The organism is Syntrophomonas sp. (assembly GCF_028707975.1).
Classification (GTDB): Bacteria; Bacillota; Syntrophomonadia; order Syntrophomonadales; family Syntrophomonadaceae; genus Syntrophomonas.
The window spans coordinates 1-16,392 of the sequence record NZ_JAQVZX010000046.1 but is presented as its reverse complement, the minus strand read 5'-3'; the positions used below and the strand labels follow the sequence as shown (position 1 = coordinate 16,392).

The 16,392-nt window shown below is 43.6% G+C and carries 22 protein-coding genes and 1 pseudogene; 15 read left to right on the top strand and 8 right to left on the bottom strand.

The annotated features are described in order from the left end of the window. Nucleotides 1-140: 140 nt before the first annotated feature. The 3 genes and pseudogenes from PHP87_RS07425 to PHP87_RS07415 all read left to right on the top strand — a co-directional run. A pseudogene (locus PHP87_RS07425) lies at nucleotides 141-395 on the top strand (S8 family serine peptidase); the annotation flags it as partial. Nucleotides 396-996: 601 nt separating this feature from the next. Next, entirely contained in the window at nucleotides 997-1,311 is a 315-nt protein-coding gene (locus PHP87_RS07420; protein WP_299920041.1) for a type II toxin-antitoxin system RelB/DinJ family antitoxin, read from the top strand. Next, the gene (locus PHP87_RS07415; protein ID WP_299920040.1) at nucleotides 1,277-1,867 is read left to right on the top strand and encodes a zeta toxin family protein; all 591 of its coding nucleotides are present in this window, start codon (nucleotides 1,277-1,279) and stop codon (nucleotides 1,865-1,867) included. The genes PHP87_RS07420 and PHP87_RS07415 overlap by 35 nt, the downstream gene beginning before the upstream one ends. Before the next feature lie 156 nt (nucleotides 1,868-2,023). Here PHP87_RS07415 and PHP87_RS07410 read toward each other — a convergent pair whose 3' ends face one another. Then, the gene (locus PHP87_RS07410) at nucleotides 2,024-2,248 is read right to left on the bottom strand and encodes an S-layer homology domain-containing protein (protein ID WP_299920038.1); all 225 of its coding nucleotides are present in this window, start codon (nucleotides 2,246-2,248) and stop codon (nucleotides 2,024-2,026) included. Between the two features lie 68 nt (nucleotides 2,249-2,316). Then, on the bottom strand, nucleotides 2,317-2,904 hold the full coding sequence (locus PHP87_RS07405) for an S-layer homology domain-containing protein (protein ID WP_299920037.1): 588 nt from the start codon (nucleotides 2,902-2,904) through the stop codon (nucleotides 2,317-2,319). A gap of 257 nt (nucleotides 2,905-3,161) precedes the next feature. Between PHP87_RS07405 and PHP87_RS07400 the strand changes: the two genes are divergently transcribed. From PHP87_RS07400 to PHP87_RS07390, 3 genes are all read left to right on the top strand, one after another. After that, nucleotides 3,162-3,734: a GNAT family protein gene (locus PHP87_RS07400; protein ID WP_299920035.1), complete on the top strand. Its 573-nt coding sequence runs from the start codon at nucleotides 3,162-3,164 to the stop codon at nucleotides 3,732-3,734. 503 nt (nucleotides 3,735-4,237) lie between these two features. Beyond that, nucleotides 4,238-5,026: a Fic family protein gene (locus PHP87_RS07395; RefSeq protein WP_299920034.1), complete on the top strand. Its 789-nt coding sequence runs from the start codon at nucleotides 4,238-4,240 to the stop codon at nucleotides 5,024-5,026. Between the two features lie 262 nt (nucleotides 5,027-5,288). Further along, nucleotides 5,289-5,969 (top strand): methylenetetrahydrofolate reductase, encoded by a 681-nt coding sequence (locus PHP87_RS07390; RefSeq protein ID WP_366942899.1) that lies wholly within the window; start codon nucleotides 5,289-5,291, stop codon nucleotides 5,967-5,969. A 192-nt stretch (nucleotides 5,970-6,161) separates the two neighbouring features. Here the strand turns inward: PHP87_RS07390 and PHP87_RS07385 are convergent, their stop codons facing one another. The 5 genes from PHP87_RS07385 to PHP87_RS07365 form a co-directional block, all read right to left on the bottom strand. Then, the gene (locus PHP87_RS07385) at nucleotides 6,162-6,593 is read right to left on the bottom strand and encodes a Fur family transcriptional regulator (protein ID WP_299920032.1); all 432 of its coding nucleotides are present in this window, start codon (nucleotides 6,591-6,593) and stop codon (nucleotides 6,162-6,164) included. 20 nt (nucleotides 6,594-6,613) lie between these two features. Further along, a complete protein-coding gene (locus PHP87_RS07380) occupies nucleotides 6,614-7,486 on the bottom strand; it encodes a metal ABC transporter permease (RefSeq protein WP_299920031.1) in 873 nt (290 codons plus the stop codon). Then, entirely contained in the window at nucleotides 7,483-8,247 is a 765-nt protein-coding gene (locus PHP87_RS07375) for a metal ABC transporter ATP-binding protein (protein ID WP_299920042.1), read from the bottom strand. The genes PHP87_RS07380 and PHP87_RS07375 overlap by 4 nt, the downstream gene beginning before the upstream one ends. A gap of 53 nt (nucleotides 8,248-8,300) precedes the next feature. Then, nucleotides 8,301-9,221 carry a zinc ABC transporter substrate-binding protein gene (locus tag PHP87_RS07370; RefSeq protein WP_299920029.1) on the bottom strand — a complete coding sequence of 307 codons (921 nt, stop codon included), beginning with the start codon at nucleotides 9,219-9,221 and terminating at the stop codon, nucleotides 8,301-8,303. A gap of 276 nt (nucleotides 9,222-9,497) precedes the next feature. Beyond that, nucleotides 9,498-9,626, bottom strand: a complete 129-nt coding sequence (locus PHP87_RS07365; protein WP_299920027.1) for a hypothetical protein — start codon at nucleotides 9,624-9,626, stop codon at nucleotides 9,498-9,500. A 146-nt stretch (nucleotides 9,627-9,772) separates the two neighbouring features. Between PHP87_RS07365 and PHP87_RS07360 the strand changes: the two genes are divergently transcribed. The 9 genes from PHP87_RS07360 to PHP87_RS07325 all read left to right on the top strand — a co-directional run bounded on the left by PHP87_RS07360 (nucleotide 9,773) and on the right by PHP87_RS07325 (nucleotide 14,523). Next, the gene (locus tag PHP87_RS07360; RefSeq protein ID WP_299920025.1) at nucleotides 9,773-10,006 is read left to right on the top strand and encodes an AbrB/MazE/SpoVT family DNA-binding domain-containing protein; all 234 of its coding nucleotides are present in this window, start codon (nucleotides 9,773-9,775) and stop codon (nucleotides 10,004-10,006) included. Beyond that, a complete protein-coding gene (gene mazF, locus PHP87_RS07355; RefSeq protein WP_299920022.1) occupies nucleotides 10,000-10,338 on the top strand; it encodes an endoribonuclease MazF in 339 nt (112 codons plus the stop codon). Before PHP87_RS07360 ends, mazF begins: the two co-directional genes overlap by 7 nt. A gap of 633 nt (nucleotides 10,339-10,971) precedes the next feature. Then, entirely contained in the window at nucleotides 10,972-11,391 is a 420-nt protein-coding gene (locus PHP87_RS07350; RefSeq protein WP_299920020.1) for a leucine-rich repeat domain-containing protein, read from the top strand. Then, entirely contained in the window at nucleotides 11,379-11,555 is a 177-nt protein-coding gene (locus PHP87_RS11915) for a hypothetical protein (RefSeq protein WP_366942900.1), read from the top strand. The genes PHP87_RS07350 and PHP87_RS11915 overlap by 13 nt, the downstream gene beginning before the upstream one ends. 90 nt (nucleotides 11,556-11,645) lie before the next feature. Beyond that, the gene (locus PHP87_RS07345; RefSeq protein WP_299920019.1) at nucleotides 11,646-12,044 is read left to right on the top strand and encodes a YgiT-type zinc finger protein; all 399 of its coding nucleotides are present in this window, start codon (nucleotides 11,646-11,648) and stop codon (nucleotides 12,042-12,044) included. Nucleotides 12,045-12,178: 134 nt separating this feature from the next. After that, nucleotides 12,179-12,511, top strand: coding sequence for a hypothetical protein (locus PHP87_RS07340; protein WP_299920018.1), 333 nt, complete (start codon nucleotides 12,179-12,181; stop codon nucleotides 12,509-12,511). 428 nt (nucleotides 12,512-12,939) lie between these two features. Then, nucleotides 12,940-13,179, top strand: coding sequence for a type II toxin-antitoxin system Phd/YefM family antitoxin (locus PHP87_RS07335; protein ID WP_299920016.1), 240 nt, complete (start codon nucleotides 12,940-12,942; stop codon nucleotides 13,177-13,179). Continuing rightward, nucleotides 13,173-13,448 (top strand): Txe/YoeB family addiction module toxin, encoded by a 276-nt coding sequence (locus PHP87_RS07330; protein WP_299920014.1) that lies wholly within the window; start codon nucleotides 13,173-13,175, stop codon nucleotides 13,446-13,448. Before PHP87_RS07335 ends, PHP87_RS07330 begins: the two co-directional genes overlap by 7 nt. Before the next feature lie 205 nt (nucleotides 13,449-13,653). Next, nucleotides 13,654-14,523 carry a histidine kinase dimerization/phospho-acceptor domain-containing protein gene (locus PHP87_RS07325; RefSeq protein ID WP_299920012.1) on the top strand — a complete coding sequence of 290 codons (870 nt, stop codon included), beginning with the start codon at nucleotides 13,654-13,656 and terminating at the stop codon, nucleotides 14,521-14,523. Nucleotides 14,524-14,550: 27 nt separating this feature from the next. Here PHP87_RS07325 and PHP87_RS07320 read toward each other — a convergent pair. Next, on the bottom strand, nucleotides 14,551-16,392 hold a 1,842-nt coding region (locus PHP87_RS07320; RefSeq protein ID WP_299920011.1), incomplete at its 5' end, for a serine hydrolase.

Below are 16,392 nucleotides of genomic sequence, written 5' to 3'. Positions count from 1 at the left end.
ATTCACGCTCCTATCCGCGACGGTGCTGCGAAAGCAAAAGTAGAAAGGTCTTTTAGAACCATAAAGGACACTTGGCTTAACGGGTTTGACCCGTCAGAGGTCAGTTCTCTTCAAGATCTGAACCGGCCGGTAATAAAACTGATATATCATTTATCATTGTCCCATCAGATTTTAGGACAACTGCGAGCAATAATGGTGATGATCAATATGTTTACTGGGCATATGGAGGATTTAGTATGGCTATTCCTTATATTGCGGGTTTAACCGCATTAGCATTACAGGTGAATCCCGATATGACATTTGAACAGATAATTAATACAATTATAGAAACAAAAACGGTTACTTCAGAGGGAAGATATATAATTAATCCTAAAAAATTTATTGATTCAATATAGCTGCATATTACTAAATGGCCAATTGATTTATGATATATTTAATGCAAAAATCTTCCATGGGTACCGCATCCCGGTAATTGCCACTTGACCATATCGTTGGCTGTTTTTTCAGTGCCGCAAATGTATATTCCGGCAAGACGGTTACGGGCGGGCCTGCAATAAATAAAAGTCCCGGCCATCATAGGCCCTTTCCACATCCTGCTGCTGTTCGTATTCCCCTAGTTTATGATGTTTTCAATAAAGTTCTGGAGAATGGCGTCGGCCTGGCAGCGTTCATCATAAACAGCTTTGGGAATAACTATTCTACCGGGATATAACTTGACTAATAGATTTTCATGTCCAACCCATAAAAAAGCAGATATGCAGTCGCTATCGAAAAAGAGCGAATCAGTCAATTATGGCAAAACTTTTGAGGTTACATATGTGACATGGGGACGGGTGGATCCTTTATTACAGAGCCTAAAACGCAGAAAGGTCCACAAAAATACATATAGCTACTGTATATTTGTTGAAATTTCTTCTTAAGCGCGTATAATAAAGATATAGAGCAGTTATGAAAGGAGGCGCAGCCATGAAAGCTCGAAATGACGTGCAGGTGACAATGCGTATAGACAGAAACGTCAAGGAAGCAGCCGAGCAGCTTTTCAGCCGGCTTGGCCTGAGCATGACAACCGCAGTCGGTTTGTTCCTGCGTAAAGCGGTCAGCGAAGATGCTATTCCCTTCGTCGTAAGTGCCAAAAAGTCTGGAATCAATGGATATTCAGCCAGGCAGATAGAAGAATTGTTCGGTGTGGCCGTAGACGATGCAATCGCGAAAAAGAAACAGAATGGTTCTCCTGTTGCCCGGTATGATGAGGAAAATAAAAAGGCGTATTTAGAGTATGCTGACGGAAGACGGGAATATGTCAATGACTGATATGAATAAAAAACCTGCTGTGTTGGTCTTTGCAGGCCCGAATGGTGTCGGCAAAACAACAATCGCCCACCATTTCCCCGTATCAGGAACCTATGTAAATGCGGATGACATCAAAAGGGAGTATAACCTTACGGATCTTGAAGCCGCGCAGCAGGCTGAAGCTCTTCGCAATAAACTTCTGGATACAGGGGAGGATTTTACATTTGAAACGGTCCTTTCGACTGAGCGTAACCTACTGCTGATGCAGAAGGCGAAAGCACTTGGATATGAAGTGCGGTGTGTTTATGTACTGACTATTGATGTAAATATCAATATAGCCAGGGTGAAGGAGCGGCATGCTTCCGGAGGACATGATGTGCCGGAGGATAAAATCCGTTCAAGATATCGCAAAGCATTGGGACTAATACCAGAAGTCGCTGCTGTTTGCGACATCGTCTTTCTGTACGACAATTCAGTCAGGCCTACTTTGATTTTCAGCAAAGAATATGAGGAATCAAGGATTTTCCCAAACAACCGGTGGCCAGAGGCAGAACTCAAAAAACTGCTTGGAATGTAACAGGGGGTAACGAGGGGCGGTTTTTTCCTTGCCCCCTTGTCACACTTCCTTACTACTAAAAAAGCGACGGCCGGAATAAAATCTATTCCGAACCGCCGCTTTTTTAATGGGCTGGGCCGCTGCTGACCGGCAGCCTTATTTTATTGCTGATGGTTATTACTTTGCGATTCTTTCTATAAAGCTTTGAAGGATTGCAGCCACCTGACACCGCTGGACATTGTCGGCAGGCATCAATTGACTTCCGCTGCCTTGAATTAATCCCTCAGCATTTGCCCAGGACATAGCATCCTTTGCCCATGGGGAGATAGACTCTCCATCTGCAAATTTAGAAAGGTCAGCTCTCATCGACACATCATAGCCTTTGTACTGAGCATAATTCATCAGGATTACAGCCATCTGTTCGCGGGTAATAGAGTTTTCAGGTCCGAATATACCGTTGCCATAGCCGCTTACGATTTTATTAGCACTCGCCAGGCCACTGCATCTGTATAATATTTGTCCGACCCTACATCTGTGAAGCCGTTAGTTATATTTGGCATTGGTGAACCTTCAAGTGTGTGCAGTATGGTGACAATCATCCCTCTTGTTGTATTAGTATAAGGACTGAAAGTAGTCTCAGAAGTTCCTACCATAAGACCATTTTTATAGACATAATTCACAGCATAGTAGAACCAGTCGGCTTCTTTGACATCGGAAAAAGGATTTTTCCAGCCGGGTTCTTTATCCTCGATGATAGGTTCTTCTTTATCAGTTTGCTTAGTATCCCGACCCATTACATACAGGGAGAGATGGTCAAGGTCAACGCTGACTATACCGTCTTTGAAGGTGCAGTTTACTTTTTCCAGGTCGCCTTTATCGTTTAAGTACCACACGGCCACCGGTTGGGGTCCGTTGTAAGGCACCTGGACGGAAAGGGTTCCGTTAAACCTGCTGATCTTCTGAGTGCCGGAAAGAATATTGATGTCCAGCACCAGGTCACCGCTCTGGACTGCTTCTTGTTGGGCCGGGGTGAGTGAACCTGTGGCCACTGGCTTCATTTAAATACTCAAATTGCTACCTCGCTTTTTGTTAATTATAAGCAGAATAAGTTCCTCATATTCCTTCCTTCAGGAATCTCTTGGTTATAACGAGAACATCAAGTAATATTATATATGATATTCTTTATTTTGGGCGATATAACATTAAATAGGAACGTTTACCTGAATATCCCCGGAATTTGAAATGCAAAATGGCATTAGATGCACAACTAATTTGGTAGAAAAAACATAAGCAAGATAAGGAGGTTTCAATAAAGATGAGCCGCAAAATCGAAGGAGAACGCATATATTTAACACCGATTCGCAGCGAAGACAGCGAAACCTATGCTCGCTGGCTGAATGAGCTTGAAACCAGTATCTTCCTGGCGCTATTCCCTCAAATTATTACCCCGGAGAGCAGCCGGGACTACTTCGCACAGGCTACAGTCCGGGGTGACCATCTCTTTGGTATTACCCTGAGAGAAAATAATACTTTAATCGGCAGTGGTGGTCTGCTCAATATTGATTTTATTAACCGCAAGGCAGAAATCGGTCTCTACATCGGCGCTCAAGACTGCCTGAACCAAGGCTATGGAAGCGAAACTGTGATGTTGCTGCTGGACTATGGATTTCAGGTTCTGAATCTCAATAGCATTCACCTGATTCCGTTCTCCTTTAATCCTCGTGCCATCCGCTGTTATGATAAGTGCGGATTTAAAATAGCCGGCCGCTTGCGGGAAACCTGTATCATAAATGGTAAGAAATATGACCAGATTTATATGGATATTCTGGCCAGTGAATTTCCCGGATTCCGGTTAAAAGAAAAGATAAAATTATTGCTGCCGGAATAATTACCCGGCAATGGAGGCCAACCGATTTTTTAACTGAATCCCGATATGACATTTGAACAGATAATTAATACAAGATGTCACTGCAAAAAGTTATAAATATGCATTAGCATGCATAAATATACCGCTCAGCTACATTAAAAGCGACCGAAGGGTGTGTAGGGAACGACCCCCGTGTCGTTCCGAATCAGGCTTCGCCAGCGCTTTGTATATTTATGCAACCCTTATGCAACAAGAGGGGTTTTTGCAGTAGAGTCATACAATTATAGAAACAAAAACGGTTACTTCAGAGGGAAGATATATAATTAATCCTAAAAAATTTATAGATTCAATATAGCTGCATATTACTACGCCGAAATGCGCCGGGTCATCCTTCTTTGTAACGCATCATTATTGTTATAAAGTGTTACATAAAGAACATCCCGGTATAACCTGAGCGCAACCTTATCCTGTCTGAAAGAGGCTGTGATATAATGAGACAAATAATGTAAAGAGGAGGAAAGCGTTTGGATCAATATAGCCAGGTTGTTGAACTTTGGCGGTCATACAAAATCGCGTCCACTGCCGATCTTGATAAATATCTTGACAGCTTTCGAATCCTGTTTGCGTTCCATTCCGGAAAGATAGAGAACGAAGAAATTACCTATCACGATACAAGGGAAATTTTTGAAAACGACAGGGTGGTAGGCTATACCGGAAGTCTCCGCACTCTGTTCGAGCAGCAGAACCAAAAGCTGTGCTATGAGTTTTTGAAAGAAAAAATTGTGGGAGAGGCGCCTATAAATATTGAACTGGTAAAGGAAATTCACATGATTCTCACCGGCGGAACCTATGATGAGCGCAGGTACATTGAAAATGAGGAACGGCCAGGGGAATTCAAAAAGCACGATTATGTAACCGGCATCTATGAGGTGGGCTCCGCTGCGGAAGATGTAGGAAACGACCTGACCGAACTCATCGCTGAGGTTGAGGCTTATGAGGGTAAAGATGTTTTGAAAGCAGCCGCCTATTTTCATGCCAGGTTGGAGTATATACACCCCTTTGCAGATGGCAATGGACGTGTCGGGAGAACGCTCATGAATTTCTATTTCATGACGCATAACCACCCGCCTCTGATCGTCTACAACGAGGATAAGCGCTTGTATTACGAGTGTCTGCAGAAGTACGATGAAGCCGAGGACTTAAATCCCCTTTATGAGTTTCTCAAATATGAAACCGAAAAGACATGGGTCAAGGCGCTGGCTTTTGCTCATGGCATTAAGCCGGAGCGCAAAGATTTGTCTAATTATACCTAAAGTATGTATAACGGGATATCCTTCCTAACCTTTAATGGGCCCTGCTACATGGTTACACCGGGACGTTCATAATGAAGCCAGTATTTATACATATCAGGGAGGTAAAAGGGTATAGCTGATTTTTTCTGTTAATCCGCAAATTGAAAAACCCAAGGGATGTTTGCCCGCCTTTAAGCAATGAAACAATTGCTGCATTAACTGATCTTTTTGCAATGCGCTGGGGAAGCTGCGAAAGGGAGTAACCCCGGAAAAGCTTGCAGCTATGAGAACATCAGAATTTTTTAAAGATAAAACAGTGTTGCCGCTGGAGATATTTCCTCCCCGGCGCACCGCCCCCGTTGAGATAATCTACGATACGCTTGATGGATTGATGGGGTTAAATCCGGATTTCATCAGCGTAACCTACGGTGCGGGCGGAAGTGAGAACAATACCGCCACCCTGGAAATAGCTGCGGCTATCAAAAACCATTACGGCATTAAAAGGGTTGTGCATCTTCCCGGCATCTATCTCAGCAAAGCTGATGTGCTGAACATGATGGATGGTTTTAGAAAACAGGGCTTAGAAAATATTCTGGCACTGCGCGGTGATATAAATCCTGAATTGGCACCGAAACAGGATTTTCGCTATGCCAGTGATTTGATTTCATTTATTAAGGAAAACGGCGACTTTAATATAATCGGGGCCTGTTATCCGGAAGGACATAGTGAATGCGGGAGTCTGGTTGAAGATATCCGTAATCTTAAAACCAAGGTGGATGCCGGTACGGATCAGCTTATCACCCAGTTATTCTTCGACAATAATTATTTCTATACATTTCGCGAACGAGTTTCCATTGCGGGGATAAACGTCCCGAAAATTGCCAGTCTCTTGGAAATTGATCGGGAGGATATAGTTTTCGCTATGGAAGCCTGCCAGAGACTCCAGAATTATGCTCAAAAATAAGGTACGCAGGCTGCCGATTGCTTGGGAATTGATGAGCAGAGTAGCCGGTTTAAGACTGACAGAGATTAAGCTCAGAATTAACAATAGAATAAAGAATTTTATGTAAGATCGAAAGTGATTCGGCCTGGACATCTCCGGGGAAGAGCGCATCAGTGTTTTCCTCCTGCTGATAGTAATATAAACACTTGGTTTTTATTTACCTTGCTTGCCCTGGCAGTCCCGGCAGCAGCCGTATATTTCAAAACGGCATTCCAGCTCACTGTATCCTGCTGTCTGAGTGGAGTTCAATTGCTGCAGGGGGCAGAATTCCATCGGGCTTATCTTACCGCAGGAACGGCAAATCAGGTGATGGTGGTGCTCATCCATTTCACTCAGGCTATAGGCAAAAATCCCGTTGGAATCACGATCCACCCGGCAAAGTATGCCGATGCTGCTTAAAAGCTCAAGATTACGACAGATGGTGGAAAAATCAATATTCGCTTCTTGTCCCGATAATTTATCAAACAGGGATTTGGCGGTTACCCAGCCTGAAGCTTGGGCTAAAGCCTCTAAAATAGCCTGCCGGGGCCGGGTTGCTTTTAAATTGTTTTTAGCGAGCTGCTGGCGAATCTGCTTAAGATCCATGGTCCGTTGTTCCTTTCTAATTACCGCTTAATATTATGAGCAGAATTGTCCGAAGTTTCCAAAGTCCCGTGCATATGGCGCAAGTATAATTTGACCGGTTGCGTGAGCAAGTGAACCAGGCAGTATGCCGCAACGGACAAAATTACAATAGCTGCTCCGGATGCCAGGTTATAATGGTAGGAAATTACCAGCCCGGCCAGGCATAGTATTGCACCCAGTATTACCGACAGGCCCATGATGGAGGGTAGATCATTGCGGAAAATACGAGCCAGGGCAGGTGGGACACAGAGCAGGGCCAGGATGAGAATAATACCCACCACACGAATAAGGACGACTACCGTCAAAGCTATCATGGCATAGGTTAACGCTTCAGCTAAAACCATGGGTAGACCCAGAGCATCGCTGAACTCTTCATCGAATAGATAGGCCTGCAGGAGATGGAAGAAAGAAATACTAATAAAGAGCAGCAAAGCATCAAGAAGAGCCATCACCCATAAATCACTGCGGGAAACGGTCAGAATATCGCCGAACAGGTAAGTACTCATACTTGGTGGATAACCGGGGGTAAAAGAAATAAAAAGTATGCCTAGAGCCATACCCAGCGGCCAGAACATGCCGATGAGTACATCAGGCATTACCGTTGAGCGCCGCTGGATTTGGGCAATGGATAGGGATGAAAAAAGCGAAAAGCCAAGGGCCGTATACATCGGCTCCACCTGCAGGTAATAGCCCAGGCCGATGCCTCCGAAGGCGGTATGGGCTATCCCACCGCTCATCATAAGCAGCCGCTTTTCCACAATAATCGGTCCTATAATGCCGCAGGCCAGGCTGGCCAGCAAGGCTCCGATAAGGGCATTTTGCAAGAAATTATATTGCAACAAAGCTGTGATCATCGATTGCCTCCGTGTTCTTCCAGGACCCGATGAGCTACCCCATGGGCAATTAAATCTACCGGACAGCCATAAAGTTTTATGACCAGATCGGGACTGATATCAGGTTCGCCGTGATAATGAAGGTGATGGTTGATGCAGGCAATATCCCGGACATAGGTGCTGATAGCCAGGGTATCGTGCGTGACCATGATAATAGTTATCTCTTTATTCAGTTCCTGCAGCAATTCATAGACCATGCTGCTGGCATTGGCATCCAGACCGCTGGTAGGTTCATCCAAAAGCAGCAAAACTGGTTCCACCGCCAGGGCGCGGGCAATTAAAACCCTCTGCCACTGTCCACCGGAAAGCCGCCCGATCTGCCGCTCCGCCAGGTTCAGGACATCCAAGCGGTTGAGACAGTAGTTCACCATATCCCGGTCAACCGGACTATAACGGTGGAAAATCGGCCGTTTGCCCGCCAATCTGCCTAAGGAAACTGCTTCGCGTACCGAAATGGGAAACTGACGATTGATGTTTGCCGCCTGGGGGACGTAACCAACCAGGCGGCGATTTTGCTGCGGGTTCTGTCCCAATATGCGAACTTGCCCGGTCCAGGGTTCAAGCAGTCCCAGCATAACCTTTAGAAGCGTGGTCTTGCCCCCTCCGTTGGGACCAATAATTCCAGTAAAGCTTCCTGGTTCAATATTGAGATTTATGTTTTCCAGGGCAGGGATATTGCCGTAGCCAGCACTTATATTCTGCAGGCAAACCGCTGGGGTCATTGCACTCAAGTTAATACCACCTTAGTTTTGTGTACTTAAAAGTATAGCAAAAATTATTGCTGCTGCATAACCTGGGCGAAGGTCGAGGCGGTTTTACGCAGGTTATTGATATAGTCGGGAGCCAGCGGAGCGATAAGCTGGGCTTCTCCCCCCAGTTCCTGGGCCAGGGTCCGGGCCTGTTTGCTATCCATTTCCGCCTGGTAGAATACTACCTTTATCTTTTCCTTTTTGGCCTGGTCTATAACCGCCTGGAAATCCTGGACCGTAGCTTCCTTGCCTTCCTCCTCCAGGGCAATCATTTTGAGACCATAATCATCAGCAAAGTAGCCCATGGCAGGGTGGTAGACAATAAAGCTTTGTCCTGTCACCTTGCCCAGCGAAGAGGAAATATCCTTATCCAATTTATCCAGTTCGCCTTGATAGGCCAAGGCATTCTTTTGGTAGCTGGCAGCATTTTGAGGATCAAGGGCAGTCAACTCTGCAGCTATAATTTTTATCATCTCTTTTACCCGTTTGGGGGAAAGCCAGCGATGGGGATCGCTTTCTCCCGGAGCCATTTCCCGGGCGGGATAAATTTGATCGACTTTAGCTGCCAGGTCGACCACCTTCATCTGGGAGTTGGCCTCCTGGAGCCGGGGCAAGATACCGTTCTTTTCAGCGGGTACCGCAATGGAAAAATAGAGTTTGGCATCACTCAATTGTTCCATGATCTGGGGGGAAGGAGCATAGTTTTCAGGGCTGGCTCCCGGCGGAATCATGGTTACCACTTCGACCATATCCCCGCCCACCGCTTTAACAAATGTGGTCTGGGGGACTATGGACACGGCCACCCGCAATTTAGCAGCATCGCTGGGGATGGCAGGATTCTGGCTGCTGGTCTTTTGACTGTTGCTGCAAGCGGATACTGCCAGAAGAACCAGGATTAACATGGATAAAAGGATAATAGTTTTGACTTTCCGACTTCCTTTTAACATAAACAACCTCCTTTAATATAAATGCAAGTACTTGCATTTATATTATTACTATGAGTCGAGGTAAATGTCAATAGATGTAAAAAAAATTTTGAGAGAAGCAGTAGCCGCAAGGTTCAGTACCCGAGAGGGCAGAGGCAATACCCCGAAAAAGAAATCAAAATTATTTTCCCATGAAAAAGGGAAGGCCATATCAACCTTCATAAAGGTTAAGAATTGGTCTCCCCCATGTCATTTGCTTGACTTTTGAGTTAAACTAAACTGCTTAAGGCCATTATTTTAAGAATGGAAATCTACGGCATGCTGGTGCTCGGAACAGACCGATCCGCTGCTCTTAAGCTCACCCTTAAGATAGCGGTCCAGAGCATTTTTTACGGCTCCGCTTATGCTCCAACGTTGTGTGAGCATCGTTTTCTCTCCCTGTTTTGATATTTTCTGGTATATTTCAGCATGGAATATTAAAATCCTTTTTGGTTCCGGCTATGCCGGGTTAGGTTGTTGTATTTTAATGGGAATCAGTATATACTATGTATAAACCGGAAGGGGGATTAAATATGCAGATGAAGGTGGCAAAATGGGGTAATAGTCTTGGAGTACGCATTCCGCAGTGGGTTGCCGAACAAGCTGAGATAAGTGACGGGGCGATAGTTGAAATTAGCTTCAAAGATGAGACGATTGTAATTAAGAAAAAGAAGTTATCTTTAGAAGAGATGTTAAACGATATCACTACTGAAAACTTGCATAAAGAAATAGGTACAGGTTCAGTAGTTGGGAGAGAGATATGGTAAAAAGTTATATTCCAAAACGGGGAGATATTATATGGCTGGAGTTTGACACTCAGTCTGGGCATGAACAGGCTGGAAAAAGACCAGCTCTGGTTATTTCCCCAAAAGCATACAATCATAAGACCAGTCTATTACTTGCTTGTCCTATCACATCACAGATAAAAGGTTATCCTTTTGAAGTAGCAATACCATCAGGACTACAAATCCAGGGCGTTATCCTAACCGATCAAGTTAAAAGCCTGGATTGGCAAGCAAGGAATGCACAATTTGCCTGTCAAGTTCCAGATATTATTGTAAAGGAAGTAGTAGAGAGAATACGGATATTACTAGATTAAGTTTCTGTTATTTCAAAACTTCTGTCAAAAAAATAATAGATATATAGAAAATAGAAAGAAATTTGCTTTTTTCTCTTTTTAGTATATCACTGGTTAATATTATAACGCTATCATTATTATCCCAATATTACCCATGAAATTGTAATTTTCATGGGTAAAAACGTTACTATAGTGGGTTTATATGAAATCTAACTTGACTATTGCAGCAGATGGAACTGACCGGCAGACCCTTATCTAAAATATTGGCATGGTTAAATAGACTATAAGCAATTCACCATCCTGCCGTGAAAAAATCCTCATAGCCAGCTATTGTCCGATTTTTATCAATTTTACCTTAAAAACTTAACCTTTACAGAACCACCTTTTTTAACAAAGGAAAAAGTTATTACCAGTGGTAAACAGGGAGACCTTATTATGTATACAACGTTTATTAAGCGATTCTATCTCCACTTATATTTGGTTTGTTTATCCTATTATTACTTATTTCCCCTTACCAGGCTGTTGCACACAATGATTCATGCAATCTTCAAGGGGAAGACGGATTAGCTTATGATAGCCAGAAAAGCTTGCCTAACGAAATCCTGAATCAGGCGCAAAAAGGTCGGTGCAGTAGGGCGAGAAAATATTCAGCAATTGATCTCTTTAAATGCCAGCGAAAAGGGTATTGAAAAACTGGCTAAATTAAAATTTGCTGTCAACCTTGAGGAATTAGACTTGTCTAAAAATATGATTCGTGATATTCGGGAGTTAAGTCGCCTGAGCAAACTGAAAAAGCTCAATCTAAGTGGTAATCAACTGTATGACATTTCACCCCTAATTAATCGAGGTGGATTAGCACAAGGAGCTACCGTTGATCTGAGAGAAAACCAGTTGGATCTTGACCCGGGTTCAGAAACAATGGGCGTTATTCAAGCACTTATGGAAAGGGGCGTTGAGGTATTATACGATTCGCAGCAGCCATTGTTGCTCACGTTAAGCATTGAGTTACGGGATGAGAGGGTACAGCATTCGTCAGTTTCTATTACCAACATTCGCCGCCCATTGCTACTATAATCAATAACAATCAGGCACTAAAAAACATGGTACGGATACTCCTGGCACCCCTGGTTGCAAGTATATTCCTGTTATATCATCCAGCCATTCTATTACTAATGATGATAGTGGTAATTCTTATAAGGTTTCGGTTTATGTCCCGCATATTAAATGAGGGAAGTTAAGGGTACATTTCCCACATTCATACAATTATACCACCGCTTTATTTACAACTGTCACATGACAGTTTAAACTAAAGATAAAGGGGGGGGGAATTGAACATAGATGAATTAGTTCACAGAGGTAGTCCGATGACAGAACGTTTATGTCATTGTGGAGGAACGATGACGACAATGAGAAGTAATGTTGATAGAGAAATTTCCGGTAAAAAGGTAACAATCAATGAAGTGCCTGTTTTGGAATGTAATCGTTGTAAAGAGACTTTATATAGAGCAAGAACTATAAAAGTTATGGACAGGTTGATTCGTCAATATCCGGATAAAGACCTTTTACTGTATTCTGATCCTGCTGACCCTTCCGAAATTAACGAAGAGATTTATAATATGCTTGAAAAGGTAGGAATATTGGGACAAGACTGGCTAATAAACCCGGATGCCCCCATTAGCTTTAAAGAGTTGTTACCTGGCGGAGCGAGCGATGGAAGCGAAGGTTAATTGTAACCAACCCATGTTTGGGACTATATATTATACTATTGATGGGTTTTGTGATATGACTTAGAATTGGCTTTCATCGACGCTCTGACCAATAAGGACTAGTCATTTCTTGGTAAATATAAGGGGTGTTTAGAATGCCATTAATTTTAGCTATTATTTTAGGTATTGCCCTTGGTATCGTTATTGCCGAGTTTAATATAATGTTGTTAATATGTGTAGTTATTTGTCTTCCGGGATATCATGCAGTCAAACAATTTATAGGAGAAAGAAAAATAGATGGCCCGTGGATTATTGATTGGGGTCGGTTTTTACAAATGTTCTTAATCCAAGCTGCCATATTAGGAGCTTTAGTTGCATTCTCAATAGCTAACGATAATCTAAATAAATCTTTTATTGTAACTGCTTTTATTGTTTATAGTATTTTATCTGCTTTAGGTTGGGCACTAAGAAAAGAACCGGTTAGTTAACATCTAAGGATACTGAACTGATCCGCAATCCAGATATGGGTAGGTTCTGAACATTCTTTAGGGGGTAGTGTGCTCTTTTCAGTGTAATCCTATTACAATAATCCATCAGAAGCTTGATGATAAGAATCTTCTGCCTGGTCAACGGCAGTATTAAAAATAACTCGTTTGAAATTCTAAAATTTTTGGAGTTATGCAAGACTCTCAAATATATGTGGCATTACATTTCTGCTTTTTTGGAAAAGCAAATCTTATTTTCTCGGCCTTTCTTTAACTTAATAAACCACGGTCACCAGGTCAATATTCATTGTATCAACATCATAGAAAAACCAAAAAAACTTCCCCAAATTAAAAATTTGGCTGATATAGCCGAAATAGTTTGACAAGGAAAATCATGTACATTAAAATGTACGCATAAGGAGTGGGTGTAAATGCTTAATACTAATGCTACTAATTTTAGAAAAAATTTATTTAAATATTTAGATTTAGCAATTGACTTTAATGATGTAATTAATGTGAGCACTAAAAAAGGTAATGTCGTAATTCTTAGTGAAGAGGATTATAAGGGCTTAATGGAAACATTATATTTAACCTCTATTCCTGGTATGAAGGAAAAGCTAAACGAGGGGTTGGATGCGAAAATAGAGGATTGCGTAGAATTTAAATGGTAAACAGCTACAGAATCGTTATACTGAAATCAGCAGAAAAGGACAAAGAAAAAATAAAGTCTATTCCTGCTCTGAAAACAAAAACCGATAAGTTACTTGAAGTTCTTAAAACTAATCCTTATCAGAATCCACCACCCTATGAAAAATTGATCGGGGATTTTAAGGGTTTGTATTCACGAAGAATTAATCGCCAGCACAGGCTTGTATATCGGGTTATCGAAGAAGAAAAGACAGTTATTATTGTAAGTATGTGGTCACATTATGAGTTTTAATCGGGTTTTAAAAATCTTTGGCCAACTTAATTCCATGTTTGCTTACTATATGGTAAGCCCCGCCTCCACCAAATATTCTACCATCTATTGATAAAAATTTTACCGGTGGGTGGTTTTTTATATTGCCCTAAAGTCCAGTAATAAAGCTGTTCCTGCGCTGGTGTTCATCTTGCCACTCAGAGATAGTCGCCCAAGAAGGCGGTCGTTGGAGATAAGTGATATATTGCCAAGCGGTAGTAGAAAAATCTTGAAGGTATTAACTGCCGATATATCGCATGAATTACGAACCCCCCTGACATTTCTGCGGGGACAACTGGAAGGATTGCAAAGCGGTTCTATTCCGCCGGATATTGAAAATATTGCTCTACTACAGGATGAAGTTATACGGCTTTCGCACCTGGTAAAAGAAATTTATAACCTGTCCCTGGTGGAAAACCGGGTCGTATCCTTGAATTTTAGCCGCTTTCCGATTACCGAGCTTTTGGAGCATTTAACCCCGGTTAGTCTTGCCATGCAGGATAAGGGTATTTCCTATAGTATAGATTTTGATAACGCTATCAAGGAAATCGATGCTGACCATGACCGGCTCTTGCAGATACTCTTGAACTTATTGTCCAATGCCATGCAGCATGTAGAGCAAGGAGGTCAGGTTACCCTGTCTATTCAGCAGCAAAGAAATTACCTGCAATATAAGATACTCAAGAGAGGGTGGGGAGATTGGGTTGGGATAGGTCAATTAAATAGTAATAGAAAAGGAGGTCAGGCTGTGAATGCAAATGATCTGGGTCAGGAAGCAGGAAAATCACTTGGCAATATAGCGTTATCTGCCCTCCTTTTCGTATGGTGTTCACCGCTTACTTTGCTGCAGGGCCCGGATTCGCCCTGTCAAGGAGAAGGTACCGAACTCCAGCCTTTGAATAATCGGCTGGGAATTGACACTCATGCGCATTATGGTTCTGCCTCCATGATACATCACTGCAAAATGTTCGTCTTCTGGCCAAATTTTGCTCGGCTATTAGCTTATCCGGCTGTTACGCTTTCGCCCAAAAATAAAAAGGACCCATCCGCTGTATAGAGACGGAAAGGTCCTTTATCTATCCTATTACAATGGGTTGCTTGCGCTTAGCTTGAAGGTAGCCCCCGGATCGCCGGCCACTTCGACAAAACTGCCAGTCGTTGCCAGTACCGGTCCGCTATCTACGGCGCTATCGTAAATGGCTTGGCCATCAGGGTCAAAAACGATAACACGGCCTTTGTTGGGGATTTGGAAATCGAGTATGCTGTCTTCCGCCACCTTCCGCCATTCATTATAACCTTCCCGGCCGGTAGTTATGTTGGTATCGCCGCTTGCCAGCGATTGAACCGCATCGGCGGGCGTATACAGCATCCCGGAAATCCAGGCCCAGCTTATACCGTCCTTCTCACTTAATCTGAGCTCGGTCAGGTCACGCATGGAATTTATGGCCAGTCCTGCGAAGGCAGGGGATATGACCCGTTTTATGCCATCGAAGTCGATATAGCCCGGGAGTTCACTGAACTGCCGCGAAGTGATAACATGCCCCGACACCAGCATTCTTGCCTCGTAGGCTTTGGCATTTCGCCGCAGCCACTTTCGCTCATCGACAGCTATCTTCAATTCGCTTGCTTTGGCCACAGGCTCCAGTTTTTGGTCGGCAATCATATCAACTGCGAGTGTAGCCGAATGCTGTACGAAATATTGCCTGCCGCCCAGCGTTATGAAATAGTACTTCTTTCCCTGGTTGTGAAAATAGCCATCATTATAAATCGCTGATAGGATTTCTGTCTCCTGGCCGCCTTCCAGCATATAGACAGTCAGCTTATTCTCCGCCCGGTCGACCTTCAAGCGCTTAAGAACGCTGCCGTTGGAATAATAACCTTCATAATTCGCCAGTTCAGACGGAAGAGACTGGGCTTTGAGCGGCAGCTTCAACACCGCAGGTGTTTTATCGAAAAGACCATTTTCGCAAAGAAAAGCTTCCATGATGGAAGCGGCGATTACCATCGCGTTGCTTTGGGGACCGGTAAAAATGACGGCGACCGATATTCTTTTATCTGGAATGGTATAAAGCATCGAACTATAGTTGCCGGTACCGCCGCTCTTGCCCAAAACATTTATACCTTTTGCTTTATAGTGAGCAATCTCCGTCAAATCCCAGCCCAGTCCAAAACTCAGCTCCGGTTGTTTGAATTGCATATAGGACTCGGCGGGTTGCCCCTTTCTCATTTCCGCCAGGGATGCCGGTGAAAGTATCTGGGGACCGGAAGCGGAAAATGTATCGGCGAACTTGCATAAATCCTCCGGCGTCGCTGACAGGCCGCCCGAACCCAACAACGATACTACTTCCAGCGGCTCGCTTTTACCGTCAGTGGTATAATACCTGGCCACGGATCCCTCTTTTAGTCCCTGCCGTTGGCCAACACCCGGACCGGTATGGTTTAAGCCCAGGGGTTCAAATACCCGCTCACTTAGAAATTGAAGGTAGCTTTTTCCAGAAATCCGGGCAACTATCATCTCCGCCAGGGTAAAACCGTCATTGCAATAAGGTGCCATTTCGCCCGGCCGATGTTTGAGATGAGATTTTGCCAGGGTATCCAGTACATCCTGGTAATATTCTTTATGATATTCAAAACCAAAACTATTGGAACCGATGGTACCGGGCAAACCCGAGGAGTGGTTGAGCAGCATTCGGACGGTGATGTCTTTATAGCGTTCATCTTCCATGGTGAATTCCGGCAGGTAGGCAGTCACCGGCTGGTCGAGCTCTACCTTGCCCTCATCTACCAGCAGCATAATGGCTGTAGCACAATAAACCTTGCTGATCGAGCCGATATTGAATAGGGTATTTTTATCAACGGAGATGCTCCGCTCCCGGTCAGCCATGCCAAAACCCTCAGCATCTTTGGCCTGCATTTGGTTTTTCTT

What these genes read in the sequence shown, in the direction of transcription:
- PHP87_RS07365 (WP_299920027.1), bottom strand. Translation starts at nt 9,626, where the DNA reads ATGCTCACACAACGTTGGAGCATAAGCGGAGCCGTAAAAAATGCTCTG.
- PHP87_RS07415 (WP_299920040.1), top strand. Translation starts at nt 1,277, where the DNA reads ATGCTGACGGAAGACGGGAATATGTCAATGACTGATATGAATAAAAAA.
- mazF (WP_299920022.1), top strand. Translation starts at nt 10,000, where the DNA reads ATGGTAAAAAGTTATATTCCAAAACGGGGAGATATTATATGGCTGGAG.
- PHP87_RS07340 (WP_299920018.1), top strand. Translation starts at nt 12,179, where the DNA reads ATGCCATTAATTTTAGCTATTATTTTAGGTATTGCCCTTGGTATCGTT.
- PHP87_RS07410 (WP_299920038.1), bottom strand. Translation starts at nt 2,248, where the DNA reads ATGAATTATGCTCAGTACAAAGGCTATGATGTGTCGATGAGAGCTGAC.
- PHP87_RS07420 (WP_299920041.1), top strand. Translation starts at nt 997, where the DNA reads ATGCGTATAGACAGAAACGTCAAGGAAGCAGCCGAGCAGCTTTTCAGC.
- PHP87_RS07385 (WP_299920032.1), bottom strand. Translation starts at nt 6,593, where the DNA reads ATGGATCTTAAGCAGATTCGCCAGCAGCTCGCTAAAAACAATTTAAAA.
- PHP87_RS07380 (WP_299920031.1), bottom strand. Translation starts at nt 7,486, where the DNA reads ATGATCACAGCTTTGTTGCAATATAATTTCTTGCAAAATGCCCTTATC.
- PHP87_RS07370 (WP_299920029.1), bottom strand. Translation starts at nt 9,221, where the DNA reads ATGTTAAAAGGAAGTCGGAAAGTCAAAACTATTATCCTTTTATCCATG.
- PHP87_RS07360 (WP_299920025.1), top strand. Translation starts at nt 9,773, where the DNA reads ATGCAGATGAAGGTGGCAAAATGGGGTAATAGTCTTGGAGTACGCATT.
- PHP87_RS07375 (WP_299920042.1), bottom strand. Translation starts at nt 8,247, where the DNA reads ATGACCCCAGCGGTTTGCCTGCAGAATATAAGTGCTGGCTACGGCAAT.
- PHP87_RS07330 (WP_299920014.1), top strand. Translation starts at nt 13,173, where the DNA reads ATGGTAAACAGCTACAGAATCGTTATACTGAAATCAGCAGAAAAGGAC.
- PHP87_RS07390 (WP_366942899.1), top strand. Translation starts at nt 5,289, where the DNA reads ATGAGAACATCAGAATTTTTTAAAGATAAAACAGTGTTGCCGCTGGAG.
- PHP87_RS07400 (WP_299920035.1), top strand. Translation starts at nt 3,162, where the DNA reads ATGAGCCGCAAAATCGAAGGAGAACGCATATATTTAACACCGATTCGC.
- PHP87_RS07335 (WP_299920016.1), top strand. Translation starts at nt 12,940, where the DNA reads ATGCTTAATACTAATGCTACTAATTTTAGAAAAAATTTATTTAAATAT.
- PHP87_RS07405 (WP_299920037.1), bottom strand. Translation starts at nt 2,904, where the DNA reads ATGAAGCCAGTGGCCACAGGTTCACTCACCCCGGCCCAACAAGAAGCA.